We start from the raw sequence: 24,654 nt of genomic DNA, 5'->3' as shown, positions 1-24,654 counted from the left end.
CGATGCGGCCTTGCCGGACGCACCGGAGACGTTCTTACGCAGCTTCTTCGCCGCACTATCAAGATTCGAGGTCATCGCTGATCACTTCCGGGTGCGTCGTACGGGTACCGAATCGGTCGTCGACTTCGCGCGCGTCCTACGGGCCCGAGACAACTCGTCCTCGTCGTCGTCCGTCGTCGACGACCGCGACCGCGACCGGGCGGGCCGGGATCCACCACCACTCGACGAGCGGCGCCGCGGGGCCGGGCGCCTCCGGGCGCGGGGCGCCTCGTCCTCGGCGGTCTCGTCCTCGGCTTCGTCGTCCTCAGCGGTTTCGTCCTCGGCGTACTCGTCCTCGGCGTACTCGTCGCCGTAGTCGTCCTCGGACTCCTCACGACGCCTGCGCTTGGACCCCTCCCCTCCGAAGGCCTCGTCACCGCCCGACTGCAACCGGGAGTTGAGCGAATCGATCCGGTGACTGGCCGCAGTCACCGCCGCCGTCTTCGCCGCGTTCATCAACTCCTTGCGGACCGTCGCGCCAAGCTTGGCGACCTCGGGCGAATCCGCGAGGAGCCTGCCGGCCTGACCGAGCACCCCGAGTGACCCCGAGGGAAACCGGCTGGATGCCCCGGCGCCCGCAAGCATCAGCGCCAGCTTCATCTTGTGCGTGCGGCCCAGCATGTAACCCGCACCCACGGCCAACGCCATCTGACCTTTGCCTGTCATCGCCCAACCCTTCGTCGAGTAGATGTTGTGTGCACCTCGGCGCCGGCATCGGTCTGTGAGCGGATCCTGCGCGGTGGGGGGCGCATTCCGCCGACTACCCCGGGCAAGGGCTACTCAATCGACCGCCCAACGCAACACCGCAGTTCGGCCGCGAAACGGTCCGACCGGTCGGTGGCTCCTGCGGACGACGGCGGCGTTGTACCGGTGAGCATCGGGCCGCAATCGTCCACAGGAATCCGGGTGACGCACCTGCTTCCGGTGGAGCGGGCGGGAAGCTATGTGCGGGCGACGATGAAGTCGTAGGGCGCCATCGGCCCGAGGATCCACATCGTGACCCGGTTGTCCCAGCGTTCGGCCAGCTCTCCGACGGCCTGTTCGAGTTCGTGCTGCCGGTCGATCTCGAGCAGGACCGCGATCTGCACGGCGTCCCGTCGTGGGTGGGTCCTCGGACGGTGACGGTGTCGGTCAGCGGGGACAGCATTTCAAGGGTGCTGGGGATGTCCGCGTCTCGCTTGGCCTCCAGGGCGTGACCGATGCGCTTTCCCACGCCATTCGGTCGACCCGGGTCAGCTCCTCGGGTTGGTTGCGGATCTCCTCGAGCAGTGCGGTGGCCTTCTGGCTTTTGTCGACGATCTCGCGGACGATGGTCTCCTGCACGTAACGGCCCTTCACCATGTATTGGGCGAAACCCTCCAGTGCCTGGAGGGCAGAGGCGAACCGGTCGTCGTGGTCGGCGAGCAGTTCGATGATCACCGCGTCGCGGTCGGAGACGACGGCACCGCCCGCAGCGGCAGCACCGGGTCGACGTGCGAGGTGCCATCCAGGATGTGGCCGTGCGTTTGCAGGTCCGCCGGTGCTGTGGCCGATTCTGCTGGTGCTCGCGCTGCTGGCCCTGCTCGTGACCGGACTCGTCGCGGCCGCCCGCGCCGCCACAGGGTGACCGCTCCACCTGCGGAACATCCAGCGTAGCCAGCCCCGATCCGGGTACCCGCACAGTACGTTGCCCCGGACCCGCGCACACCGGCCGGGCAGCCAGCCCCGGCTCCGGTCGCCAACCCCTTCGGCCGCGGGGCGCCCTACGTCGTACGCGCCGAGGCCGAGTGTTCGCCCACCCCGCCCCGGCCGCGTGCGGCCCTCCCGCAAACCCATGAACCACTCCCGTGCACACGTCTCACCCGAGGAACAGGTCGACCTCATCAGGCCTGACGACCTGGGTACCGTGAATAGATGAAGACGAAATCACCTCCGGCCGAGCTCGCCCGCCGGTTGGCCGAGCGGGAAGAAGTGGAAGTCGGCATTCTCGAACTCGAGGGCCTGCTGGCGAAGGCCAGACGCCGCCTCGACGAGGTGTCCGCCGAAATCGACTCCCTCCAGCATCGAGCACCACCTAGGTAAGCGACGATCACACCACCCAAAGCTCGGATCTAGCCACCCAGACCACCCCGTCGAAAACTCACGAAGTCGTCCTCGGCGCCGACCGGGCCGCGGAGATACCTCGCCGTGCGGCGGTGACCGCGGATGCGCTCGCGGCCCCGTCGGCCGGTGTGCCCGAACCGACCGAGGCCGCTGCGGCACCCATACTCATCCGGGAGAGGCGGCAGCGTGGACGGTCTGCGGTGTCGCCTCGGTGTTCACGCTCGCGTGCGTGGGGGTACTCATCTTCGTCGGGTGACGATCCCCCGCACATTCGGGTGCCGTACCGGGTCAGCGTTGCCCCGGCGCGACCACCGCCGGGCGCGCCGCCAATTCTTCCGGGTTGAAAGCAGTCCGACCTGGGCATGCTCCCCCACGTGACACCGCTCCGCGAGCGGGGACAAGCCCACCCGACCTGTGGTCAGTGAGCGTCGCGGAAAGCTTGCTCGATGTCCGCGGGTATGCGCCCGCGCGCGGAGATCTCGTAGCCTTGCTGGACGGCCCATTCCCGGATTACCTTGGCCGTGTGTGCGCCCCGGGTCCGTCGGGTACGCGGACTGCGTCTTGGCGGTTCTTCCTGCTCGGGCTGCGCAATCTCTTCACTCTCGTCGGTCTCGAATTTCCCCTCGTGCTGCTCCTCTCCTTCGTTCTCGGGGAGCTTTCCGTCTTTCCGCTTCTGTTCGCCCTCTTCAGGCTCGTCAGCCTCGGGGGGCTCTTCCGCCTCGACGACGCGGCTGTCGCGGACCTCGTCCGACCTCCGCCTGGTGCCCGCCGCCCGGTCCGCGGCGCCCGACTCGAGCCGGCGGTTCAGCGAATCGATGCGCGAGTTGACCGCGGTGAACGCCGCGGCGTGGGCGGCAGGCATCAGCTCGCCCCGAATAGTCTCGACGAGCCTGGCAACCTCTGGGATATCGGCGAGCTTCGCGGTCCGGCGCCCGAGCAGATACCCCGCCCCGACGGCCGCCACCAACTGACCTCTGGTTTTCATCGCCCTCACCCACAGTTGCCGAGCCGTTACCCGCGCACCTCGGCGCCGGCGGGCGCCAAGATATGTCGGGACCGCTCCCGGCGGGGGTGCGCACACCGTGCTTACCCCAGGCTCGGGTGCTTAATCATCAGCAAACAGCACCCCATCGGCAGTGGGCGTCACCGATACTGGAAGGCCCCATTCGACGACGCATCTGCCGCCCAGCTCCGCTTCACCGGAGCGGATCACCCACACCTCTCCCTGGTCCTCGACCGGACAACGGATTCGCGCACGACCGAAGTCTGACAAAACGTAGCCCCGGCGGCTCGCCGCAGCCACCTGACCATCGAAGGCCTTCGAATATGCCCACTCCACCTTCAGGGACTTGACCAGCACCGGCAGTCCGGAGCAACCGCGGTCCGCGACGGATCACGACCCACCGGGCGCGCCCTCCCGTCGCGTCGGTTACCCCTGCCCATCCCCGGGCATTCGGACGGCATCGCTACCTATCGAGTACTCGATAGCCACCGGCAACGTCGTCGAGACCAAGGACATCGACACCGCGGACGATACACACGCCTCTTTCGTCGACATCCGTGCCGACAACAGCGAACTCGGCTGGCGGATGGAAGTCAAACACACCGACGGCTGGTCATTCTTCGACGACACCGAGGGCGATCGCCAGGGCGATCGGACGGGCAAGTGCCAGGACCGTTGAAAAGGCGTTCGGCGCAATCGGTGATCACCCGCACCGCGGCACCCTCGTCGAACGCGTGGGAAGTCCACCACACCGGGGCACTTCCAAGACAGACGCATCGCGCGAGTCCCACGACGGCGGTTGCTCCAGCGCCACCAGATCTGCCAACGCCACCGTCACGTACGCCAACACCCGTACCGCGCGAGCGCCCGCGCTCCGCCGGCAATTGCGGGAACCGTCGGTTCTTCGGGCTCGAACCTGCGAAGAGGTAGTCGGATACGGTCAGGTGGGCATCGCGTCAGACCGCAGGGGAGATCGTCCGCGGGTCCTCGCAGAGGTCTGTGCTGCAGTCCTTCCACGTGACCGCGATCAGAGGGGCGCAGCCGACGGTGAACTCCGCTGCCGCCGCGTGAGCCCATAACCAGTCCCCGCTGCTGTGCCGGAGGCGAAAAAACGTGCTCCGAGGGGCGTTGGTGCCGTGCATGTCCCGGAGGAAACGCCGCCACCGGGGAGTATCGGACGGCAACAGTAGCCACTCGAATTCACCTACGAGCTGCTCGACGCGATAACCGACGAGTGCGGCGGACGCGGGATTGGCGATGAGCAGTTGGCGCCGATCGTCGAAGACGCACATCGGTTGCGGCAACATCGTGAACAATGCCTCGAGTACCTCGCCGCGGCCCGGAGCGGCAGAGGTGCTGCACGGCACTGTCGGGACAAACAAAGAATCGCCCTTCGGGCCGCTGTAGGACATGGTGGGAACCGATTGCTCTTCCACTACACGTGCTCCTCTCGCCGCGGCAGACTGCTCAGCTTCGGTGTACCCGCGAAGACGAATCCGCTAACCGGTGGGACCAGGGACAAGGCAACTCGTGTGTCACTGTGGCCCACTGCATCGATACGTCGAACCCTGACCGTTCGGCGATGATCCGGGTGCCGCGACGTAGATGTCGTCCGGAGCCGCCGGGCTCGCCGAGTCGATCTCGCCGACCTCGGCGTCGTCGTGGACCTCCTACGCGTCCCGCTCATCCGATGCGCGGGCCTGGCCGCCCTCGACTGACCCGCGCTCCGCTTCTCCGAGCAGCGATGCCGCCTCATCGTCGCCGGCGGTCCGGTATGCACTCGGCCCTCGATCAACTCGGCCTTTGTACGAGGAGAACCGATGCCGACGCCGGCACCATGTCCGCGGTGGGCAGTAGCAACGTCGGCCCGTCCCCCGGAGGAACCAATCGGGGCTCGGATGGCGCCGGCGTCACGTCCAAAGCCTTGCGACACCGCACAGGAACCGGCACCCCCAACACGACCAACGCCCGTCCCCGCCTACACCGGTTCACCGCTGACGTCCATCACACTCCACCGCCGGCAGCCGGCTTCCTTGTCACGGCCACCGTGCAGATACTCGACGGACCACCGGCCAACTACGGCATTACTCATTCCGCCGAACCTGCCGGGTGGGCGTGGGCGACCTTCTGCACCCGCGGCGCCACCCACGGATACCTTCTCGGGTGCCGTCGAACCCAGCACCCCCGCACCCCCCGGCGCGGGTATCCGGCCTCGACGACAGAACCGAGTTCACCATTCCCGCACATGGCCCGACCCGACGGCCGATCCCGGACACCCGCGGCGCCGGCACACCTCACCCACACAAGTTGTCCGGAAACCCTTGCCAGCGAAAATGTTCCGCGTCAATCGCTTGAATCAGGGTTGGCGATACAGTTGCACCTCAGCGTGCTTTTCCCACTGTGATTGTCGGCACCCGCACACCGGCTAGTAGGTCAGATCCTCGGTCGGAGCGGAGGCGGCATTGTCCTTGATCGACGCAATCCCGTTCTGCGCCGCCGCCTTCGAGGTGTAGCCCTGGCTGGCCGCGATGATCTCCCCGTTGGCCGCCTTCAGATGAAACCGGAACTTGCCCGCTGTGTCCTTGAAAAGTTCGAACTTCGCGGCACGCTGCCCGACTCGGTGGGAGCGCTGCAATCTTGGCCATTGTGTCGAATTCGTCGCTGTTGCGATCGAGAACACTCCTCCGCTGGATCGTACTCATCGATGAGCTTCGATCGTGTGGGCCGCCGGGATGGACTCTTCTGGCATCTCTAATTCTTGTTCGTTGTCGGCCGACGAATTGCCGAGGTGTTGCTCCGAACGGGCTTTAGGTATGGGCTCCATCGATACGGCCCGCCACCAGGGTCCTGACCGTGTCGCCCGACAAAGGAAGCGAACCTGAGCGACCGCCGAAGGCGACCCGTTACCGGCATCGCGTCGGACCCTGCCGGCTGCGCGGTATCGGCTTCGGAGGCGGCATCGATCCAGGCCCGAAATCCCGGGTTTGTGCTTCGGAGGGCGTAGGTACGACGCCATCAGACACGCGTCAATGCCTCCCCCATCGTGCGGTTGAGGGTGCTGAGCGAGCGGACGGCACCGCGAACCGGCCCGGGCGTAGTGGTCGCCTTTAGCATGACGTCGGGTGCCGAGGTTTCGGTGAGTTTCTCCGGAGGCTCTACGTGCTCGCCGGCGAGTGCGCGTTTGACGTCGGCGATGGTTGCCTGGGTGACGTCGGCTGCCTGGCGCAATGCCGTCGCGGTCGCCTGCGACGGTCCGCTGTCCGGTTCGTCGCGAGCGGCGCTCACCCCCGATCGGGCGAGTGCATGAGACGACCGATTGCCGGCGCTCATGATCCGCAACAACCGCTTCGCTCCCCGACGGGTCCGCGTCGTCGGTCCCATTTCCAAGGGTTTGCCCGCCGTGACAAGGTCCTTCAGCGCGTTGTCCAGCTTCCGGATGTCGGCGACGAGGTCAGTGTCGCTGCCTGGTTGGACGACGGCTCCGATAGCGGTGTCGATGAGGGCAGTCATCTGATCGAGGTAGTCGTCGATTTTCGAGATCAGCGTCGATTCCGTTCCGGTGGAGAGGATGAAATACGCCGCAGCTATTCCGACGATTCCCCCGGCCGCCGTTTCGTAGATGCGCAGTTCGAGTACCTCGATGCTGAATGTGCCGAGCAGTCCGTACAGCATCGCAAGCATGACGGTGACGAAGAAGGAGAGCAATGCGTAGGCAACCGTGACCAGGTAGAACGCGAAGAACACGCAGACGACGAGTAGGAGCAGCTGCAACGGCTGATTGTTTCCGACCAACGCGGACAGCAATACTCCTGCAAGAACTCCCGCGATGGTGCCGACGACGCGGTGGCCTGCACGAGAGAGAATCTCACCGCGGGTCGACGCTCCGGTGAAAACGAGGAAGGCCGTCAGGACCGCCCAGTACCAGCGGTCGGGCGAGATGAGCTCACCGAGAATCGTTGCAGCGCTGGTCGCGACGGCGACCTGGATCGCGGCTTTGGTGCTCGGATTCCATCCGGCGTCCGTTTCTTCGTCCTCGTCCGGCTTCTTCTTCGGCTCGGATTCTGTTCGCAGGGCATTGTTGGTGATGTGATGGATCGCGATGTGTGCCTGCACTGCTCGCATCGCGACGGCGGTCGCGATACCCGTCGGAGTCGATGGGTCGGACTTGTCTGCGGCCGCGGTGGCGAGACGTCGGGCCGCGCGGAGTTGGTCGTCCGACGGATTGTTCTGTAGGCACGATCCCAGTGCCGTGGTTGCCTGCCCCAGCGAGTTCGGCCATGTCTTGTTCGGGTCGAGCGCCCACAGTGCGCTGACGAGTTGTTCGGTAGCGATTTGCGCGTCGAAGATACGAACCGACAGATCATCATTTGTGACGCTCAGGAGCTGGGCGGCATCGTTGCGGTCGAGCCAGTCGTCGATCATCAGCGCGGTGCTTCCGAGCCGGTCGAGTTTCCTGCGGAGGAGATCGAGATTCCGGTCACCCCTGCGCGACGCCACCTCCAGCACGTCGATCGACGCGGCCCGCAGCGCCCGCACCAACCGTTTGACTTCGAGCCCGGGCCGGTCCGGCACGATCACGGTACGAACGAGGAGCGAGATACCGACGCCGCCGACGATGGACACGGCGAGGATGGGAATCTGCCCAGGCTCGGCCCGAAGGAAGAGCGCGAAGAAGTAGCAGATGAACGCGACCATCCCGAGAGCCGTACCTCGCGGGCCGTAGCGCCGCACCCAGACGGCCGCGAAGAGCACCACGATGAAGCCCACATCGGCGACCTTCCCATACTGGGACAGCACCGCGGACAACGACACCGCCGCGATTGCAGGGAACACGAGCAGCAGTGTCGTGATCACCCTGCTGTGCTGATCCCTGTCCTTGACCGCCGCCGAGGACTGCATCGCGACGACCGTCCCGAGCAGCGCGACGGTCAGTGGCTGGCCGATCAGGGTGGAACCCGGCAGCAGCACCACCATCGCGAGCACGACGGTGATCGTCGTGGCGGTTGCGGCACGGAGCCGCAGCCTGCCGGGATCGGAGACCGCGAGAAAACGGACCGCCTCCTGCGCGAACCGAAAAGCCATTCACCGATTGTGCGCCTCCGGCACCCGCACATCCGACAACCCGCCGCACACAACCCCGGGTCCACCCGCGCCGAAACTGCCGACAGGCGAACTGTCACTGGAGGAGGATCGAAAACATGAACACCAACGAGACAACCGGAACCGACTGCGCACCCTGGTGCACCAACAACGACGCCCGCGGGCACACCGATCACACCTGCATCGGCGACAACAGCGACTGCATCGAGCTGACCGCAGCACTGGACTACCTCACACTGGACGAAGACGGCGTCGAATCGTCCTTCTGCTTCGTCACGCCCGTCCGAGAGGCAGACCGCCGACCCGGCGTGTCCATGACCTGGGAGGTCGGTCACCACCCCGAGTTCCGGCCACGCCTGACACCGGAAGAGGCCCGCAGGATCGCCGCCGAACTCATCGCGACTGCCGACTTGATAGAGGGTCGCGGCTGACCCACAACGACATTCGAGACCAGGTGGCGGCGCAGAGGCGCACCGATCCGACCACGGCGCCACCCTACACAGCCTGGCGAAGTGGCGGAGGTCACCACGTTCGCGGAAGCCACATACGTCCACACACTCCTCGACCTTCCCACCCACGCCGATCTGGAACAGCCCCGCCCCGTGGTCACGTGAGAGCCACAGAAGGCGCAACAAACATCGTCAACGACCACATGCTCGCAAAACCCCTGTTCCGAGGGCCGCACAAGCTCTCAGAAGGGCACCGGGGTCGCGAGCAGCCCGGTTCCGACTTCGCGCTCGGAGAGGATGCGGCAGAACTCGACGGCATCGAGTTCGAGGGTTTCGCCGTCGGTACCCGACGACCACGTTCCCCCGGCAGGACCGGTAAGCCTCAGCCGGAACGGTTGTCCGTGACGCCCCGCCCATTCGCGCACCACGTCGGCTATCAGTTCACCGTCGTGGTCGGCGGACAGGCGCACCGGTCTGCCGATCGCCCGGCTGAGATCCACACGGTGCATCCAGACATCACGAGTGAGGATCACATCGGTGACGAATCCGATGGTCCACCATTCGCTGATTCCCGCGATCGCCTGCGGTTCGGGCATTCGACGTCGGCGAATGATCGCGGGTGTGCGCCTGCGTCCCTTCACCGCACTGGGGCCGAGGGTACGGAAGTGCATGATGATCTGCGCCGGGGTCAGCGCGGCACGCTCCCGCACCTGGAGGTCGGTGAGGTGATCGATGAACTCACCTCCGCCGCCCTTTGCGAGGGTCTTGTGCGCAAGCTTCTGTTGCCGCCGACCCTCTCGGATCGACGAGGCATACGCCGCCATGCCGAGGACATGGCACGCAAGCTGCCGCACATCCCATGCGGGACACTCGGTTGGCGCCGACCACTGCTCGGGAGTCAGCGATTCGAGCAGCTCGGTGAACCGGTCGTACTCGGTTGCGGCCAGGCGCATCGCCGTGCGGTGATCGAGCTGAGGTCTGCGGAGTGCCGTACCGGCACGAAGGTTGGTTGTGGACTGCATCGTAGGCTCCTTTCGTCGTGGAACTCTTCGATGTCGACGCTACGATCTCCCTGCTGGGGGCGATATTCCACAAATCTGGTATGTCCCGGCACCGGATCGAAGCGTGAAGTGATGAGCGCCTATCTGCGCACACCACCGATGCGTGCTCGGCAAACGGTGGCAATAGCATCGAGGCGAGATCGGTCGAGCACAGAGGGCAGCGGGTGAAGCTGTGGACGGTGGTGAGCTCCTCGGCTCGAATGCACCCGCATAGGGCGGAAGTTTCCGGTTCTACCTCGACGGCGAACGCTGGCACTGGTCCGACTCCGTCGCCCGGATGCACGGCTACCAGCCGGGTGAGGTCACGCCCACCACCGAACTCCTTCTGTCCCACAAGCATCCGGACGATCAACCGCAGGTCGCGGCCCTGTTCGACAAGATGATCCACGTCGCCGAGCCGTTCAGCAGCAAACACCGCGTCACCGTAGGGCGGTGTGCGGTCGTGGGCGAACTCGGACGACACTCGGCACCGATCGGGGGCAATCATCGCGGCGGCGGCCGGGCCGAGTGGTGTCGAAGTGGCTGTGCCCGTGGGTAACAGAGGCATCCGAACAGCGTTCGCAAGACGGCTCGCTCGTCTACCGGTCGGCGCGTGCGCTCCGCCCATCCCAAAGCGGACGCCACAGCGGGTTCTGCGGCGCCGCTGTGATCTCCCCGGCAGGGCGAAGAGACGTCGGAGATATCAGCGCAGGCAGCGAAGGAAATCTCCACCTGGGGCACGACTGTGATCCCACCCAAAAAGTGGCGTGTCCTGCATCACAGTATCCGAATCGTCGTGTCGAACTTTCTACACTCGTCCTCGCACCGGCCCTCCCCCGCATTCGAGCCGGTGCCGCGAACCCCGCCAACCGACCCCCAGTTGCCGGCGGGGTTCGCTCATCCCGATCCCGACCCGCGATACACGCGGAGCGAATGGCCTGGTTACACGCGCACGGTCCGGATCGAGGGCTCGCCCCCATCCCCGACTGGCCGCCACGCTCCACCTCCCGACGGTGTGACACCAAGACCCGGCCGCACGGACACGGACAGCTCGTGGACCCGCGAACCGGGAGCGGCTCACGGCCACGACGCGTCACCGGCTGTGACGGCAGTTACTTTCCAGCGATTCTCTTCACCATCGAGCGCCGGGACATTATCCTTGACTACACACCCTGCACCCGCCCCTTCCGGGCGACACAGGGGGTGAAGCATCCGGGGTTTCTCCCGGTATCACCGATGTCGAGCCCAGGCATCAACGCACCCAGACACCTACTGCTGTGGATGTGGCGGCGCACCGAATTGCCGTCCCGGATCCGGTCCGTCGCTGCCCTCACCGGCGACCACGTCCCCGGGCCGCGCGAGTGTGCACGCGATACGTCGAGGGGTCATCTCGCACACACTTCGCCGGACCACAGCAGGCGGGGGTGAAACCCGTCCATTGCACGCGCTCATCGAGTTGGTCCCACCAACCCAGGGCGCCCATTTCATTGATGTGCCGTCACACCACCGACGACCGTCCGCCCGACCACGGCCCCGGTTGAACACCCGCACCTCCCGGGAAGATCGCTCCCCGTTCGACTTTCGAAAGCGACCCACTCCACCATGCTCGACCATTCGCACCACCCCATCCACAAGGACTGGCAGCATCNCGCCTCCTGCCGCGGCACCGACACCGNCATNTTCTTCCCCGACGGAGAACGCGGCAACGTCCGCGCCCGACGCGAGCACGCCGCCAAACAGATCTGCCACACCTGTCCCGTCCTCGCCGAATGCCGTGACCACGCTCTCACCACCACTGAGGCCTACGGCATTTGGGGCGGCATGTCCGAAACCGAACGCGCCCGCCACGCCGCCCGCCCGCCCGCCCGAGTGTGGGAGCGACGAACCCTTGACATGGAGGATCCGAACACCCACAGCACGAGGACGACACAGCTGTGGCCACCGGCTACGATGCACCGCGAGTCACCGTAGCCGACGAGTCGGCGGAGACGTCCCTCGAACAGCTGAGCGCCGCCCGGACAGACACCCAGTCCCCACCGTCTACGTCGAGGACACCGACACCGCCGAATCCTTCGAACTGCCCGGCACCGACCTGTCCGGCGAGGAACGCACCGTCCGCGTCCCCCAAACAGACAGACGAATTCACCTGTACCAGTCACCTCCTCGCGTAACGCTGGTGGTCGGACGCACCGCAGGCGGCACGATCTGCGCCGATCACACTCCCCGAAGTCTGCCGGGTGGCCGCATGCCGAGTCCGAGTCCGGGTCCGGGTCGGAAGGGTCGAAGCTCGGATCGATAGTCAGGTCAACGGCTCGGCAAAGATCAGCCGTCCGTCATCGAGCGCAACCGCCCACCGATCGATTCCCCCCACCCCCGAAAGTACGTCGGCCGCTGCAGTATCAAGTTCGTCGGGTCCGCGCCGCCACCGACGACGACTTCCGGGGCCTGACGTTCTCGTCCTGACCCCCCTGCAAGCACCGCGCCCGACGCCGTTGACGTCTTCTAATGATGTCCACTATGTTGCTTAAACAACATTAGGCGCCGGGCGCAGTGCGTTCGACGACAAGAGAGGCAGCGATGAGCACCAGAGCAGCAATCCTGTGGGGCACGGGCGAGAAGTGGAGCGTCGAAGACGTGGAACTCGCCGATCCCGGCCCGGGCCAGGTGCGGGTCAAGATCCGCGCGACCGGCCTGTGCCACTCCGATGACCACGCCGTCACCGGTGACATGCCGACCCCGCTGCCCCTGGTCGGTGGCCACGAGGGTGCGGGCGTCGTCGAGGCGGTGGGGCAGGGCGTGACCCGGGTGGCGCCCGGCGACCACGTCATCCTCATCTTCCAGCCGCCGTGCGGCTACTGCCGCAACTGCGCGCGCGGACGTTCCAACCTGTGCCTCAACGCCTCGCTGCAGGAGTACGGCGCCTCCAAGGCGTTCCATGCCCGCGGCCAGGAGATCGCTGCTACCGGCGACCTGGGGACCTTCGCCGATGCGACGGTCGTCTCGGAGCGCTGCGTGGTGAAGATGGACAAGGACATCCCGTTCAACGTCGCGTCCCTGCTCGGCTGCGCCGTCACCACCGGATGGGGCGCGGCGGTCTACCTCGCCGANGTGGAGCCGGGCGACAACGTCGTCGTCATCGGCAGCGGCGGCGTCGGTGTCAACTCGGTGCAGGGCGCCAAGAACGCCGGCGCGAACCTGATCATCGCTGTCGACACCGTGGAGATAAAGCGGCAGAAGGCGCTCGAGTTCGGCGCTACCCACGCCGTCGGTTCGATCGAGGAGGCACAGTCGCTGCTCGCCGACCTCGCGCCCGGACGGGGCGCGGACGCGGCCATCCTGTCGGTCGGCGTGGGCGACGGCAGCAAGCTGGGTGAGATCGTCGACCTCACCGGGCCGGCGGGCATCACGGTGATCACATCCGTCTCGCCGTTCGCCTCCGCCAGCGTCAACTTGAACCTTGCCATGTTCACCCTGACCCAGAAGACGCTGCGCGGCAATGTCTATGGCGGCGTCCAGGTACACCGCGACATCCCGCTCCTGCTCGACCTCTACCGCCAGGGGAAGCTCAAGCTCGACGAACTCATCACCAAGACGTACACCCTCGACCAGATCAACGAGGGCTATGCCGACATGCACGCGGGCAAGAACCTGCGTGGAGTCATCGAGTTCTCCGCCTGACCCCCGGAACCTTCAGCTACAGACAGGGGCCGCACCCTTACCGGGTGCGGCCACTATACCCGGCCCTTCCAGGCGACACCGGGGGTGGAACGTCCGGGGCTACTCCCGGTAGCACCGATGTCGAGCCCAGGCATCAACGACCCATACGCCCACTGCTGTGGATGCGCCGGCGCACCGAATTGCCGTCCTGATCCGGTTTGTCGCTGCTCTCACCGGCGACCACATCCCCGAGCCGCGCAAGTGTGCATGCGATATGTCGAGGTGTCATCTCGCACACACTCTCCCGGACCACAGCATGCCGGACGTAATCCGCCCCTTACATGCGCTTGCCGAGGAGATCCCACCAACCCAGGCCGCCCATTTCGTTGATGTGCCATGCACACCCACCGACTCCACCCGACCGCCGCCCCGGTTGAATACCCGCACCGCTCGGGCAGATCGCCCCCGTTCAACTTTCGAAAGCGACCCACCCCACCATGCTCGACCATTCGCACCACCCCATCGACCAGGACTGGCAGCATCGCGCCTCCTGCCGCGGCACCGACACCGCCATTTTCTTCCCCGACGGAGAACGCGGCAACGTCCGCGCCCGACGCGAGCACGCCGCCAAACAGATCTGCCACACCTGTCCCGTCCTCGCCGAATGCCGTGACCACGCTCTCACCACCACNGAGGCCTACGGCATCTGGGGCGGCATGTCCGAAACCGAACGCACCCGCCACACCCGACGCACCCGCCACGCCGCCCGACCCCCACGCGCAAGGGAGCGACGAACCCACTAACAGGACGGATCCGAACACCCACAGGGACGACACAGCTAGGGCCACCGACTACGACGCACCACGAGTCACCGAATCCGACGAGTCGGCGGACACGTCCCTCGAACAGCTCACCGCCGCCCGGACAGACACCCAGTCCCCCGCCGTCGACGTCGACTCCTTGGAACTGCCCGGCGCCGACCTGTCCGGCGAGGAACGCACCGCCCACGTCCTCCCCAGCAATTAACCGGGGTCCGGACCCCGCCACAAGCTCAGTGACTATCCTCACCAGCAAGTTTTCGGCGGTCTTTCCGCCAGGCGTGCTCACAATATCCGCGGTTCGACTGTGAGGCATCCGAATTGATACTGCTTACACGACGTGCCGCTTACCATCGACTGTCATGGGAGTCGCAGCCGCGGCACGAGGAGTGGGCCGCCTTCAGTACCGACTCGCGCGTGTCCCCTTCGACCTGTTCAACGACGCGATAATGCCGGTGCTGTTCGATAATGGGGCCGCGGCCCGGCTGGCGTACGATTGGGTGCTGATCGAGTGCGACAAGACCGCCGCAATTCTGTTCGACGACGACTCCGCTGCCGCCCACGCACAGCTGTTGCGACAGCGCAGTGCCGCCACGCGATATGCCATCGCCCGCCGGCAACGGCAGATACTCCGCGAGACCGAGATCGTCGCGCTCGATCGGCACCGCGCTCGGTTCCGCGAGCGGCGTCGAAAGCACGCCAGAAACACCGATTAGTGTCTGTGGGCTGATTTGCCGCGGCGTCCGACGACCAGGAGGTCGCCGGCCGACCGCGCGGCGTAGAGCTGAGGTCAGCGGGCTTTGGTGGTGAGGCTCTGCACGAGGTCGTCGAGGGTGAGAAGAGCGGCGTCGCTGTCCCGGTCGACGAGCCAGCGCAGCACCACCCCGTTCATGCATGTGAGCGCGAACCGGGCGACCTGATCGACCGAAGTTGTCCAGGTGACGTCGGCCCGTCTCGCGCACAGGGTAAGGAACGCGACGGCCTCGGCGTCCATGGTGCGGTACTGCCGCTCGGCAATCGCCCCGGCCGACACGTTGCCGGCGCTGCGTTGGCGGAGCGCGTGGGCGGTGATCTCAAAGGTCAGCAACTGGTGATGGGGGGTGGCCTCGATGATCGGCCACAGTCCGCGGATTCCGGCGCGCAACAGGTCCCCGAGGGCCAGGATCCCGGTCAGCCCGGCGGGTTCGGTGTACTGCCCGAATGCCAGCCGCATCGCGTCGTTGACTTGCAAGATCTGGGTCTCCCCGAGGTGAGTGAGGAGGGTGTCCTTGTCGTGAAAGTGGTAATGCACGATCCCGAGGGACGTTCCGGCTGCGGCGGCGAGTGGGCGCATAGTCAGCGCGTCGACGCCCCGCTCGGCCGCGATTGCCAACGCCGCCTCGAGAAGTTGGGCGCGGCGCTCATCGGCGGGGAGCTTCTTCGCCATGTGCCCAGCGTAAATGCTTGGGGGCTGAGGCCGAGGTCTTATCCCACGATGATCGACAGCCCGACGGCGGCGACCGCGACAGCAGAGGCGATGACACAGATCGCCCACGCCCGTATCGCAACCGGTGCCAGTCCCGATCCCGGCCTTGCCGGACGGTGAGCATTTGCGCGTGGGGGTGAGGCCGCAGTGTCGGCCCGGTCCGGCACCCGCTCGCGAGAGTGGCGAGATACCGCATCCGCGGTCACCGCCGCGACGAACGCCGCAGCGATCACGCACAGCGTGGCTACCAGAACCTCGACAATCCAGAACATATCCATACGGGCACCACGAACTTCCTTGGTCCTCGGCCGGCCACCACAATCGGCGATGCGCGCCCAGTGGGTTGTGCTCGCGTGTATCGCCACGAGAGCTCACTCTGTTGCGCCGCTCGGTCCACGAAGTTCTTTTTCAATATTCCGATCAGTCGTCCAATTATTATTTTGATCACACGTCCAATTGAAATGGGCATTCGTTCAGCTCGAGGGGAAAAATTGTTTCGCGTTTCATGAAACGCCGGAGGCGCCCGCGGTCGATATAGAAGTAAGCGGGTTCGGTGCCCGTCGATGATAAGAAGACGAGAGGAGTGAAGGGTTCATGGGTTCTGCAGGTGTTGACTTTACCGTCGCCTTCGGGGCGTTCCTGAAGTGGTTGAGTGTCACGTTCGGAGGCGGTATCGGAATCGGTTGACCAATTATTCGGGCTGGACGGCGGTGGCTCGACTCGCCAGGTGGGAGTCGAGCCACTCCGTCTCAGCGATCCACGTGCGATCGGAACCTTACCGGTGCCACCCCGCACCGTGAATCGCCGCGCTGCCGGGCCCGTCCGATTTTCGGTAGCACAACTGGCACACGGTGCTCGGCGTCCGCGACGCGGCACGGTTCACAGGTACGGCACGCCACGCTGGATCGACCCCCCCGGCCCTGAATCACCCCACAGGATTTCCCACATTTTGATCACTTGTCCATTTTTATTTTGATCATTCGTCCCACTAAATTGGTCTTTCGTTCAGTTGAAAAGTGTCGCTATTCTGATTTCAGTGAAATGTCAAAAGGCACCTCGGTACGGTATGCAGGTAAGCTCGGAGATGATCTCGTAAACGGCCACAATAAAGCGGAGAGCGACCACCCCTCGAATGTGTTTCGCCGTGGTCCCGGTTCGAAGGGGTGGATCCGCGGCGCGGCGAAGCGAGATTTTCTGTTACCGGTCGCTTCGCGATTGTGGATCCACAAGCGCCCCACAAGAACCACGGCACTGTTCGGATATCCGGGGCGAACAAGGCCTGATCTGGTCCCCGAGCGGGAACCAGCGCCGCGGTCTCGACCCGAGGCGAACAGGATTGGGGTATCGAGTTCGACGTCGATCGCCGGCGGTGATGGGTCTCTCATGATGTGCGAGCACTCGGCCACGACAAGTTCGCTTCCGCATCGTCTCCGGTAGACCGACTTCACTACGGTTTTCCGCTGCACGATGCCGGGACAGCCCGGCCCGGTATGCATCTTGTGGTTCACCCACATGCGGTGGTGGCGAGGAGCAAGATGGAGACCGCTGCCGCCGATCATCGGCGGATCCTTCGGCGCGGGGGGCAATTGTGGACGCAGACCGATCGCCAGACGACGGCGGTGGGCGTGACGTCGGAGGTCCACCGTGACGACGGCGAAGGCAACGCAACAAGCCGACCTCGTTCTCGCCGGTGGCGGTGTGAAAGGCATCGGATTGGTGGGGGCAGTAGCCGCGTTGATCAATGCTGGCTACAGGGTTCACAGGGTCTCCGGCACCTCTGCCGGCGCAGTTGTCGGAGCGATCATCGCGGCGGCGTCCAAGCGATACCAGTTGACCGGGGCGGAGGTGAAGGACCTCGCGCTCAGCCTCGACTACGACAAGTTCCTCGACCCTGGTCCAATTGAAGAGATTCCGCTCGTCGGACCCTCATGGGCGATGCTTCGGGGAAGCGGACTCTACCGGGGCGACGTCGCGCACGAATGGATCGCCAAGGCGCTGCGAGAACTGGGTGTGACCACGTTCCACGACTTGCGCATCGACGACGACACGTTGCCGGAGCCGCGGCGGTATTCCCTGGTGGTCACTGCCACGGATGTCACGACCGGCCAGCTGGTGCGTCTGCCCTGGGATTACGGCCGGGTCTATGGCCTCGACCCGGATACGCAGCTGGTGGCGGATGCGGTCCGCGCGTCGATGGCGATTCCGTTCTTCTTCCGTCCTGCCATGTTGACCAGTACAGCGGGGGTGACCTCGACCCTCGTGGACGGTGGTGTGCTGTCGAACTTTCCGATTGATTCCCTGGATCGGACCGACGGTCAGCCGCCCCGCTGGCCCACGTTCGGGGTGACCGTGCTTCCCAATCTTCCCGCCGGCAACGACAAGGTGATCCCGCAACTTGGTCTGCTACGCCTGTGCGGGCCTCCACACTTGCTCGAAGGTGTTCTCACCACCATGTTGGTCGGCCGGGACCAGGCATATCTGAGCCAGCCCTGGGTGGAGGCCCGTGCGATTCGTGTGGATTCGACCGACGTAGGCGTACTCGACTTCGACATCACAAAACCGGAGATCGAAGCGTTGTACCAGAAGGGGTATGCGGCGACACAAGACTTTCTGTCTCACTGGAATTGGGAAGCCTACGTCGAACGCTTCCGGGCACCGCGGGCCTGACACGCCCGCCGAAATACGGTGCGATCCACGAGACGGTGCCCAAATATCCTCTGCACCAACAACCCCACGCAAACCGTGGGTGACGGGCAGAAACCCGTTCGGGCTCGGTGGATCTAATGTCGACTCGGCGATTCTGAGGTCACGTGCGACGAGCAAGGTGTGCAGTCACACGGTCACTCCTGCGGGCAGGAACCCGATCGATCCTGCGCGCAGACGTGGCAAACGACGGGCTCACCAGTGCCCGAGATTGCCCTGCCAGAGCGCCACGATGATATACAGGGCAACAGCCAGCGGATAGTACAAGTTGATCATCACCGATCACCCTCATGCGGGGCCTCTCGACATCACCACACCCCACCCAGATCGGGTACCCATCCAGAGCAAACACACCCATCCCGCACTGCGCGCCACCGACGGCTTCGAAGAGTGCCCGGACCCGAGGCGACGCTCGATCACGAGCGGTTCGAGGCGGTGACAACCACTGCCGCCGGTCACTCGAGAGACCCATACCGGTAATGCGACACGAGACGGTGATGGTTGGCCCGAACCGGGTACACCACCTGTAAGCATGACGGTCATCCCACGTCCGCACCGGAGGGGTGGCACAGGAAGATACTGATCCGAAGGTCGGGGCCGGAGGACATCCGCCGATGACCGACGTCGTCACCGTCGACGAGGACGGCCGCTACCAACTGCGTCTGGAACGACATCTGCCGCACTGCCGTGAGAACGTCTGGCATGGTGTTCGCGAGCTGCGGCGCCGCAGCGCCCGGGCGCACGGCTGTTCGCGCGCCCACCCCCCGGCCCTGCTCGAATACGCAAACAGGAAAGGCGTCCTGCGATGGGAGATCACCGAGGACGGTCCCACCCGATCGATCTTGGTCTTCACCCACGTGTGTGGTGACCGCCGGGACGGAGTGGACGACATGGGGTGGTGGCTCACCGAACTCGATGTTCTTGCCGAAATCCTCGACGGCCACCCCGTTGCCGATCTCCCGAAACGGGCCACGGCAATGATCAGACGCTGCCGCTGCGCCTTCGGGTGACAAACAAGAACCGGGGCCTCGACACCAATCATCGTCGAGAACTTCAACGGTCCTGCGGGATCCTGATCACGTTTCACGGTGATCGCGTTGTTCACCAGTTCCCCGGCCGCCATCCGCGCGTCGCGGCTCGCGTCTTCCGATTTTTCACGGATCGCGTCGCGTAACTGCGCGGCAGATTCTGCAGCGACGCAGTTCGTACGCTGAGAACGGCTACTTTTTTCGTTCTCCGGTGACCATCCCACAGCTGCCGGTGCACGCCATCGAGCTCGTCATCGCGTCGATCCTGGGGCGCGCGTTACAGTCAGGGAGAGGGATCTGGTCGGGTGTTCGACCGGACGCTGACAGTCACGCCGCCGTCTCGGGTGGCGACTGGACCGAGGATCTCCTCACCTGGGCGGTGACCGAGGCCCTCGCGGCGGGCATGTCGTGTGCGCAGATCGCCGTGCAGCTCGGCGTACCACCTCCAGCCACCCGGGACCACGCCGCTGTCACCGATCACGATTGGCAGGATGCAATAGTTGCCCACGAGAACGCTCGGGCAGCGCGACTCCGCGACCTCTCCGAGAATCCGAAGTTCCACACGCCCACTCTCGACTGAAACAAGGTCGACACGTCGCCCCTCCCCTAGCACTGGATGCGGACCGGCGCCGTCAGAGCTCAGCGAGAGACACCAGTTCGTCCTGCAGCGCCCGGATCAACAACCCGGACTTGTCGGTGACGGGGCGCCCGACGGCGGCGTACTTCGCCCGGATCCTGATCAGGTGGGTGTTGATGGTGCCCAGGCTGATGCCTAAGTCAGCTGCGGTCGCAGCCTTCGATTCACTGCGAAGCCACAGTCGGAGGATTTCCAACTCGCGTGGCGTCAGCGTGGGTTGCCGTTTCGGCTCCCCGACAGCATCGAAGATAGGACCAGGAACGGAAGTCAAGCGATCTCACCCTTCTCGAGCCGCAGCGCCTGCCGCGGAATACACACTGTTTGATTCGAGGCGGCACACCAGCCGGATGGGGCTCCACGCTCCGCGTCACCAAGAATGTCCGTTTTGCCCGTTGTTTACCGCGGTAAGCAAACCATACCTGATAGTCGGTTTTGGGTATTCGCGGCTGACATTGCCGGGTGCGCGTCCGCCAACCCGTCTGGTGGCGGATTGGTTATCGTCGAGAGGCCTGGAGAACCTAAGGGGTACGGCCATGACACCCTCGACAGTCGACGTGTCGACGCGGTCCCCGGCCGCATGCCACACATGACGGCCATGAACGTCATCCGGTCGATGTCGCTTGCTGCTCCCCTTCCTCGGTCTTCCTGCCCGCGGAGCGGGCCTCCTCGAGCGCACGCCGAGCCGCCGCCGGATCGTGCATCGCCCGCTCGACCTGCCGCTGGACAGCACATCCCTCGGTCAGCCGTCCGGCTTCGGTGTCACCACGAAGTCGTAGGGCGCCATCGGCCCGACGAGGCGCATAGTGATCCGGTCGTCCCAGCGTGCGGCCAGGTCTCCGACCGTCTGTTCGAGTTCGTCCTGTCGGTCCACCTCGACCAGCACCGCGACCTGGACCGCGTCCTCGTCATGGGTGGGTTCGCGGACGGTGACGATCTCGGTCAGCGGCGACAGCGCGTCGAGAGTGGTGCCGGTGTCCGTCTCCCGCTTGGCCTCGAGGGCGTGGCCGATGATCTCCCCCAGGGCCGTCCGGGCATCCCGGGTCAGTTCCTCGGGTTGGTCGCGGATCGACTCCAACAGGGTGGAGGCCTTCGGGTTCTCCTCGACGATCTCCCGGATGATCGTCTCCTCGACGTAGCGGCCCCTCACCAGGTACTGGGCGAAGCCCTCGAGTTCGTCGAGGGCGGAGGCGAACTCGTCGTCGTGTTCGGCGAGCAGTTCGTTGATCACCGCGTCGCGGTCGGACACGACGGCACCGAACCGCAGCGGCAGTACCGGCGCGACGTGCGAGGTGCCGTCCAGGATGCGGGCGTGGGCCTGCAGGTCTGCGGGGGTGCCGAGTCGTTGGTCCGGGTCGATCTCGCTGACCAATGCCGCAATGTCGCCGTGGGTGACGATCTCGATCGGGGCGTCGTGGATGCCGGTGGCGTCGTCTTCGGGTTGCACGTCGGCGGGCACGATGCCGTACACGTAGATCCCGGACGCTTCCGCCGTGGCCTCGTCGTCGCCGTCGGTGTCTGTCTCAGTGTCCTCTGCGGAGGTCATTTGTGGCTCCGGCGGGGTGCGGGTTCGCGTTCGCTGCCGGATCCGCCGAGCAGATCGCCGAGCTTCTCGCCCGCCGATTCGAGTGCACCCTTCGTCTTCGACTTCGCGATCTTCTCCGTTGCGCCCGACATCAGATCGGACAGCCCCTTCGGTTCGCTGCCGATCGCGAGCCGGTTCGCCGCCTCCGCGAACCGCAGGTAGGTGTCGACACTGGCGACCACGATGCGGGCGTCGATGGTGAGCAGTTCGATCCCGACCAGCGAAACCCGCACATACGCATCGATCACGAGGCCCTTGTCCAAGATGGTGTCGATGACGTCCGCCAGGCTGCTCGAACTCGGCCCACCCGCTGTGGTCATCCTCGTGCTCCTTCCTGCCCCGCTATCGCCCCTCCCGCAACCCCGTGTGCGGACGGCTCGGCGCCTTCTCGCGGCACCGTTCGTTCCTCGGCCCGCTCTGCGCGCTCACCGAGACGTCAGTGCGGACTACCGGACTACCCGAAACGGCAAGTGTTCAATCGATCAAAGACCGCTAGGGACTGGGCAATTCGACGAATACGCCCCGCGCGAAACAGTCCGATCGGTCGGCTCCTCGAAACGCCTCCCACCCGGGTGTTGTGACGTTCCTCGTCGACGGGTCGTTCAAGCAAGCAGCTTCAGTCCGGCTTCCGGGTCACCACGAAGTCGTAGGCGGCCATCGGCCCGAGCAGACGCATATCGACCCGGCCGTCCCACTCCTCCGCCAGTGCTTCCACCGCCTTCTCGAGTTCCTCCTGCCGGGCGACCTCGACCAACACCGCCACCTGCGCCGCCTCCTCCTCATGCGTGGGTTCCCGCACATTGACCGAATCCGCCAGCGGTGTGAGCGTTTCGACCACCTTCGCGGTGTCCTCGTCCCGCTTGGCCACGATGGCGTTGCTCACGATCTCGCCGAGCGCCATCCGCGCATCTCGGGTGGCTTCCTCGGGCTGATCACGGATGGTGTCACGCAGTTCGCCGGCCTGCGCGTTCTCGTCGATCACCTCACGCAAAATCGCCTTCTCGACGTAGCGCCCCTTCACGACGTACTGGGCTCGACCCTCCAGTTCCTTCAACGCCGCCGCGAACTCGTCAGCGTGCGCCGCCAGCAGTTCCTCCTCGACGGCGCCTTCATCCGTCATCACTGCCCCGAATCGGAGCGGGAGGACGGGTGCGGCACCCGACGTACCGTCCAGAAGATACGCGTGGACCCGAAGGTCCTCGGGTGTGCCGAGCGGCCTGTCCACCGAAATTTCGCTGACGAGTGCCGCGATGTCGCCGCGGGTGACGATGCTGACCGACCCGTCACACACACCGACCGCGTCCTCGTCGGTCTCCACGCCGGCCGGCACGATGCCGTACACGTAGACACCGCTGGTGCGTGGCTCATCGGGTGCGTCATTGGCCCGTTCCGACGTAGACATCACTTGTCCTCTCGCGTGGACTTGCGTGAAACCCGTCCGCGTTCAGGTTCTTCCTTCCCGCCGCCGAGGATGTCGCCGAGTTTCTCACCGGCAGCCCCGAGTGCGCTCTGGGCTTTCGACTCGGCGCCGCCCTCGCTGCCGCCCCCAGCCAGGTCCGTCAGGCCCTTGGGCTCACTCCCGATCTCGAGCCGGTTCACCGCTTCCGCGAACCGCAGGTAGGTGTCGACGCTGGCGACGACGACGCGGGCGTCGATGGTCAGCAGTTCGATGCCGACCAGCGAGACCCGCACGTACGCATCGATCACGAGGCCCTTGTCCAGGATGGTGTCGATGACGTCGGCGAGGCTGCTCGAGCTGGGCCCGCCGCTGACTCCGCCGCCGCCACCGCCACGACCTGCCGGTTGTATTGACGTCATCGCCTCGCTCCCTGCTTCGAGCCGGCAGACTTCGCCGCCGACTTACGCGGACGGCCACGGCGAGCCGGCGGCTTGTCCTCACTCGCGGCCGCTGTCTTACGCGGGCGGCCACGGCGAGCCGGCGGCTTGTCCTCACTCGCGGCCGCGGCCTTGCGCGGGCGACCACGGCGAGCCGGCGGCTTGTCCTCAGCCTCCTCCTCCGGCTCCTCGTCCTCGTCTGTTTCGTCCGGCTCCTCGTCCTCGTCCGTTTCGGCAGACTCCTCGTCCTCGTCTGATTCCTCCGACTCCTCAGGCTCGTCCTCGTCCGTTTCGGCAGACTCCTCGTCCTCGTCTGATTCCTCCGGCTCCTCGGACTCGTCCTCGTCTGTTTCGGCAGAGTCTTCGATCTCGCCCTCGTCCAGCTGCGCTTCGTCCTGCTCGTCCTCGTCGGGCTGCGCTTCGTCTTCCTCGGACTCCTCGGGTTCGACCACCTTGCCGTCCCGGATCTCCCCACGCCAGCCCTCGAGTTCGTCAGCATGGAGAACGGACTGCGTCATGACATGACGCCCAAAATGCTTCAACTCCAACCGCGCTCGCCGACCCTGCGCACGCCACAGGTTGCCAGTCTTCTCGAACAAACCCTTCGGGTGATACTCCAGTATCAGCAGGATGCGAGTGAGATCGGGAGTCACCTCGTGGAACGTCACCGCCCCGTCGATGAAACCCTTGGCCCCCTTCGACCGCCACACGATCCGCTCATCCGGGACCTGCTCGATGATCGACGCCTCCCACGTCCGATGCGAAAGGAAGATCTGCGCCTTCCACTCCAGCTTCTCGTCCGCTTCCTGCTCAACCCGTTCGACCTTCTTCATGAACGACGGAAAATCGGCGAACTGGGTCCACTGGTTGTACGCCACCTGCACCGGGACACCGACATCGATCGATTCGACGATATTGGTCAACTTCAGCTTCTTGCCCTTACCACCACCACCACCGGTGACCGCGTCCTTCACATCCGACGCCGTGTCCTTCACCTTGTCGGTCAGCCCGGACAACAGTGACTTGCCATCGCCCTTCCCATCACCGTCACCGTTGCCGTTGCCCTTCCCGTCACCGTTGCCGTTGTGTTCTTTGCCGGTGACCGCGGACAGCAAACTTCCGCCGCCGCCCTCGGCGTAGTCGGTGAGCCGATCGGTGGCGCCCGCCACCCTGTCGGAGACGGCGGAGACCGCCTTGTCGGTCACGGTGCCGAGC

Annotated in this window: 25 protein-coding genes and 5 pseudogenes; 14 read left to right on the top strand and 16 right to left on the bottom strand. The window is 65.4% G+C overall.

The window, feature by feature from the left end; genetic code table 11:
- Positions 1 to 81: 81 nt before the first annotated feature.
- From CA951_RS41115 to CA951_RS44760, 3 genes and pseudogenes are all read right to left on the bottom strand, one after another.
- Entirely contained in the window at positions 82 to 705 is a 624-nt protein-coding gene (locus tag CA951_RS41115) for a hypothetical protein (protein WP_087562317.1), read from the bottom strand.
- Between the two features lie 275 nt (positions 706 to 980).
- Positions 981 to 1,154: pseudogene (locus CA951_RS44765) on the bottom strand (GvpL/GvpF family gas vesicle protein); the annotation flags it as partial.
- 16 nt (positions 1,155 to 1,170) lie between these two features.
- Complete coding sequence (locus CA951_RS44760; RefSeq protein ID WP_256974299.1) at positions 1,171 to 1,458, bottom strand: GvpL/GvpF family gas vesicle protein; 288 nt, start codon at positions 1,456 to 1,458, stop codon at positions 1,171 to 1,173.
- On the opposite strand from CA951_RS44760, the gene CA951_RS44755 reads away from it, so the two are divergent.
- Positions 1,451 to 1,645, top strand: coding sequence for a hypothetical protein (locus CA951_RS44755; RefSeq protein WP_256974298.1), 195 nt, complete (start codon positions 1,451 to 1,453; stop codon positions 1,643 to 1,645). The two genes, CA951_RS44760 and CA951_RS44755, sit on opposite strands and share 8 nt — an antisense overlap.
- A gap of 287 nt (positions 1,646 to 1,932) precedes the next feature.
- Positions 1,933 to 2,100 carry a hypothetical protein gene (locus CA951_RS43730; protein ID WP_179220513.1) on the top strand — a complete coding sequence of 56 codons (168 nt, stop codon included), beginning with the start codon at positions 1,933 to 1,935 and terminating at the stop codon, positions 2,098 to 2,100.
- A gap of 439 nt (positions 2,101 to 2,539) precedes the next feature.
- Here CA951_RS43730 and CA951_RS41105 read toward each other — a convergent pair whose 3' ends face one another.
- Together CA951_RS41105 and CA951_RS43145 are read right to left on the bottom strand one after the other, a co-directional pair.
- Complete coding sequence (locus tag CA951_RS41105; protein ID WP_087562322.1) at positions 2,540 to 3,106, bottom strand: histone-like nucleoid-structuring protein Lsr2; 567 nt, start codon at positions 3,104 to 3,106, stop codon at positions 2,540 to 2,542.
- Positions 3,107 to 3,226: 120 nt separating this feature from the next.
- A complete protein-coding gene (locus tag CA951_RS43145) occupies positions 3,227 to 3,481 on the bottom strand; it encodes a hypothetical protein (RefSeq protein WP_143543196.1) in 255 nt (84 codons plus the stop codon).
- 102 nt (positions 3,482 to 3,583) lie between these two features.
- Here CA951_RS43145 and CA951_RS43140 point away from each other — a divergent pair.
- Positions 3,584 to 3,803 (top strand): annotated as a pseudogene (locus tag CA951_RS43140) (hypothetical protein).
- Between the two features lie 277 nt (positions 3,804 to 4,080).
- On the opposite strand, the gene CA951_RS41095 reads toward CA951_RS43140, so the two are convergent.
- The 3 genes from CA951_RS41095 to CA951_RS41085 all read right to left on the bottom strand — a co-directional run bounded on the left by CA951_RS41095 (position 4,081) and on the right by CA951_RS41085 (position 8,206).
- Positions 4,081 to 4,560, bottom strand: a complete 480-nt coding sequence (locus tag CA951_RS41095) for a PAS domain-containing protein (RefSeq protein WP_087562316.1) — start codon at positions 4,558 to 4,560, stop codon at positions 4,081 to 4,083.
- 989 nt (positions 4,561 to 5,549) lie between these two features.
- The gene (locus CA951_RS41090; RefSeq protein ID WP_087562315.1) at positions 5,550 to 5,759 is read right to left on the bottom strand and encodes a YegP family protein; all 210 of its coding nucleotides are present in this window, start codon (positions 5,757 to 5,759) and stop codon (positions 5,550 to 5,552) included.
- 380 nt (positions 5,760 to 6,139) lie between these two features.
- Positions 6,140 to 8,206 carry an FUSC family protein gene (locus tag CA951_RS41085; protein WP_087562314.1) on the bottom strand — a complete coding sequence of 689 codons (2,067 nt, stop codon included), beginning with the start codon at positions 8,204 to 8,206 and terminating at the stop codon, positions 6,140 to 6,142.
- Between the two features lie 116 nt (positions 8,207 to 8,322).
- Between CA951_RS41085 and CA951_RS41080 the strand changes: the two genes are divergently transcribed.
- Entirely contained in the window at positions 8,323 to 8,655 is a 333-nt protein-coding gene (locus tag CA951_RS41080; RefSeq protein WP_087562313.1) for a hypothetical protein, read from the top strand.
- 260 nt (positions 8,656 to 8,915) lie between these two features.
- On the opposite strand, the gene CA951_RS41075 is transcribed toward CA951_RS41080, so the two are convergent.
- Entirely contained in the window at positions 8,916 to 9,695 is a 780-nt protein-coding gene (locus tag CA951_RS41075) for a maleylpyruvate isomerase family mycothiol-dependent enzyme (protein ID WP_256974297.1), read from the bottom strand.
- Between the two features lie 211 nt (positions 9,696 to 9,906).
- On the opposite strand from CA951_RS41075, the pseudogene CA951_RS41070 reads away from it, so the two are divergent.
- From CA951_RS41070 to CA951_RS41040, 7 genes and pseudogenes are all read left to right on the top strand, one after another.
- Positions 9,907 to 10,155 (top strand): annotated as a pseudogene (locus tag CA951_RS41070) (PAS domain-containing protein); the annotation flags it as partial.
- A gap of 1,160 nt (positions 10,156 to 11,315) precedes the next feature.
- Positions 11,316 to 11,684, top strand: a complete 369-nt coding sequence (locus tag CA951_RS41065) for a WhiB family transcriptional regulator (protein WP_087562312.1) — start codon at positions 11,316 to 11,318, stop codon at positions 11,682 to 11,684.
- A pseudogene (locus tag CA951_RS41060) lies at positions 11,648 to 11,812 on the top strand (DUF4193 family protein); the annotation flags it as partial. The gene CA951_RS41065 and the pseudogene CA951_RS41060, both read left to right, overlap by 37 nt.
- A gap of 478 nt (positions 11,813 to 12,290) precedes the next feature.
- Positions 12,291 to 13,391 (top strand): NDMA-dependent alcohol dehydrogenase, encoded by a 1,101-nt coding sequence (locus CA951_RS41055; RefSeq protein ID WP_087562310.1) that lies wholly within the window; start codon positions 12,291 to 12,293, stop codon positions 13,389 to 13,391.
- A gap of 476 nt (positions 13,392 to 13,867) precedes the next feature.
- Complete coding sequence (locus CA951_RS41050; RefSeq protein ID WP_087562309.1) at positions 13,868 to 14,173, top strand: WhiB family transcriptional regulator; 306 nt, start codon at positions 13,868 to 13,870, stop codon at positions 14,171 to 14,173.
- Positions 14,174 to 14,213: 40 nt separating this feature from the next.
- Positions 14,214 to 14,387, top strand: a pseudogene (locus CA951_RS41045) (DUF4193 family protein); the annotation flags it as partial.
- A gap of 163 nt (positions 14,388 to 14,550) precedes the next feature.
- Positions 14,551 to 14,904, top strand: a complete 354-nt coding sequence (locus CA951_RS41040; RefSeq protein WP_143543194.1) for a hypothetical protein — start codon at positions 14,551 to 14,553, stop codon at positions 14,902 to 14,904.
- Between the two features lie 74 nt (positions 14,905 to 14,978).
- Here CA951_RS41040 and CA951_RS41035 read toward each other — a convergent pair whose 3' ends face one another.
- On the bottom strand, positions 14,979 to 15,614 hold the full coding sequence (locus tag CA951_RS41035; protein WP_087562308.1) for a TetR/AcrR family transcriptional regulator: 636 nt from the start codon (positions 15,612 to 15,614) through the stop codon (positions 14,979 to 14,981).
- Between the two features lie 1,683 nt (positions 15,615 to 17,297).
- On the opposite strand from CA951_RS41035, the gene CA951_RS41025 reads away from it, so the two are divergent.
- The 3 genes from CA951_RS41025 (at position 17,298) to CA951_RS41015 (ending at position 19,964) form a co-directional block, all read left to right on the top strand.
- Complete coding sequence (locus tag CA951_RS41025; RefSeq protein WP_087562307.1) at positions 17,298 to 18,320, top strand: patatin-like phospholipase family protein; 1,023 nt, start codon at positions 17,298 to 17,300, stop codon at positions 18,318 to 18,320.
- Between the two features lie 650 nt (positions 18,321 to 18,970).
- Positions 18,971 to 19,366, top strand: coding sequence for a hypothetical protein (locus CA951_RS41020; protein ID WP_087562306.1), 396 nt, complete (start codon positions 18,971 to 18,973; stop codon positions 19,364 to 19,366).
- A gap of 229 nt (positions 19,367 to 19,595) precedes the next feature.
- Positions 19,596 to 19,964, top strand: a complete 369-nt coding sequence (locus tag CA951_RS41015) for a hypothetical protein (RefSeq protein ID WP_256974296.1) — start codon at positions 19,596 to 19,598, stop codon at positions 19,962 to 19,964.
- A gap of 52 nt (positions 19,965 to 20,016) precedes the next feature.
- Here the strand turns inward: CA951_RS41015 and CA951_RS41010 are convergent, their stop codons facing one another.
- The 6 genes from CA951_RS41010 to CA951_RS40985 all read right to left on the bottom strand — a co-directional run.
- The gene (locus CA951_RS41010; protein WP_087562305.1) at positions 20,017 to 20,292 is read right to left on the bottom strand and encodes a LuxR C-terminal-related transcriptional regulator; all 276 of its coding nucleotides are present in this window, start codon (positions 20,290 to 20,292) and stop codon (positions 20,017 to 20,019) included.
- 468 nt (positions 20,293 to 20,760) lie between these two features.
- Positions 20,761 to 21,564 (bottom strand): GvpL/GvpF family gas vesicle protein, encoded by an 804-nt coding sequence (locus CA951_RS41005; protein ID WP_087562304.1) that lies wholly within the window; start codon positions 21,562 to 21,564, stop codon positions 20,761 to 20,763.
- Positions 21,561 to 21,923 (bottom strand): gas vesicle protein GvpJ, encoded by a 363-nt coding sequence (gvpJ, locus tag CA951_RS41000; protein ID WP_087562303.1) that lies wholly within the window; start codon positions 21,921 to 21,923, stop codon positions 21,561 to 21,563. The genes CA951_RS41005 and gvpJ (CA951_RS41000) overlap by 4 nt, the downstream gene beginning before the upstream one ends.
- Positions 21,924 to 22,219: 296 nt before the next feature.
- The gene (locus CA951_RS40995) at positions 22,220 to 23,005 is read right to left on the bottom strand and encodes a GvpL/GvpF family gas vesicle protein (protein ID WP_087562302.1); all 786 of its coding nucleotides are present in this window, start codon (positions 23,003 to 23,005) and stop codon (positions 22,220 to 22,222) included.
- On the bottom strand, positions 23,005 to 23,421 hold the full coding sequence (gene gvpJ / locus CA951_RS40990) for a gas vesicle protein GvpJ (RefSeq protein WP_087562301.1): 417 nt from the start codon (positions 23,419 to 23,421) through the stop codon (positions 23,005 to 23,007). Before gvpJ (CA951_RS40990) ends, CA951_RS40995 begins: the two co-directional genes overlap by 1 nt.
- Positions 23,418 to 24,654, bottom strand: a 1,237-nt coding sequence (locus CA951_RS40985) for an SRPBCC family protein (RefSeq protein WP_143543192.1), incomplete at its 5' end; no start/stop codon positions are given. The genes gvpJ (CA951_RS40990) and CA951_RS40985, both read right to left, overlap by 4 nt.

The sequence above is a fragment of the Rhodococcus sp. NCIMB 12038 genome (genome assembly GCF_002165735.1).
Taxonomy (GTDB): domain Bacteria; phylum Actinomycetota; class Actinomycetes; order Mycobacteriales; family Mycobacteriaceae; genus Rhodococcus_F.
This window is presented reverse-complemented; position numbering and strand designations above follow the sequence as displayed.

Excerpts from the sequence above, each read along its gene's own strand:
- CA951_RS41115 (WP_087562317.1), bottom strand. The coding sequence starts at position 705 with ATGACAGGCAAAGGTCAGATGGCGTTGGCCGTGGGTGCGGGTTACATG.
- CA951_RS44755 (WP_256974298.1), top strand. The coding sequence starts at position 1,451 with ATGATCACCGCGTCGCGGTCGGAGACGACGGCACCGCCCGCAGCGGCA.
- CA951_RS43730 (WP_179220513.1), top strand. The coding sequence starts at position 1,933 with ATGAAGACGAAATCACCTCCGGCCGAGCTCGCCCGCCGGTTGGCCGAG.
- CA951_RS41105 (WP_087562322.1), bottom strand. The coding sequence starts at position 3,106 with ATGAAAACCAGAGGTCAGTTGGTGGCGGCCGTCGGGGCGGGGTATCTG.
- CA951_RS41085 (WP_087562314.1), bottom strand. The coding sequence starts at position 8,206 with ATGGCTTTTCGGTTCGCGCAGGAGGCGGTCCGTTTTCTCGCGGTCTCC.
- CA951_RS41080 (WP_087562313.1), top strand. The coding sequence starts at position 8,323 with ATGAACACCAACGAGACAACCGGAACCGACTGCGCACCCTGGTGCACC.
- CA951_RS41075 (WP_256974297.1), bottom strand. The coding sequence starts at position 9,695 with ATGCAGTCCACAACCAACCTTCGTGCCGGTACGGCACTCCGCAGACCT.
- CA951_RS41040 (WP_143543194.1), top strand. The coding sequence starts at position 14,551 with ATGGGAGTCGCAGCCGCGGCACGAGGAGTGGGCCGCCTTCAGTACCGA.
- CA951_RS41035 (WP_087562308.1), bottom strand. The coding sequence starts at position 15,614 with ATGGCGAAGAAGCTCCCCGCCGATGAGCGCCGCGCCCAACTTCTCGAG.
- CA951_RS41020 (WP_087562306.1), top strand. The coding sequence starts at position 18,971 with ATGACCGACGTCGTCACCGTCGACGAGGACGGCCGCTACCAACTGCGT.
- CA951_RS41005 (WP_087562304.1), bottom strand. The coding sequence starts at position 21,564 with ATGACCTCCGCAGAGGACACTGAGACAGACACCGACGGCGACGACGAG.
- gvpJ (WP_087562303.1), bottom strand. The coding sequence starts at position 21,923 with ATGACCACAGCGGGTGGGCCGAGTTCGAGCAGCCTGGCGGACGTCATC.
- CA951_RS40995 (WP_087562302.1), bottom strand. The coding sequence starts at position 23,005 with ATGTCTACGTCGGAACGGGCCAATGACGCACCCGATGAGCCACGCACC.
- gvpJ (WP_087562301.1), bottom strand. The coding sequence starts at position 23,421 with ATGACGTCAATACAACCGGCAGGTCGTGGCGGTGGCGGCGGCGGAGTC.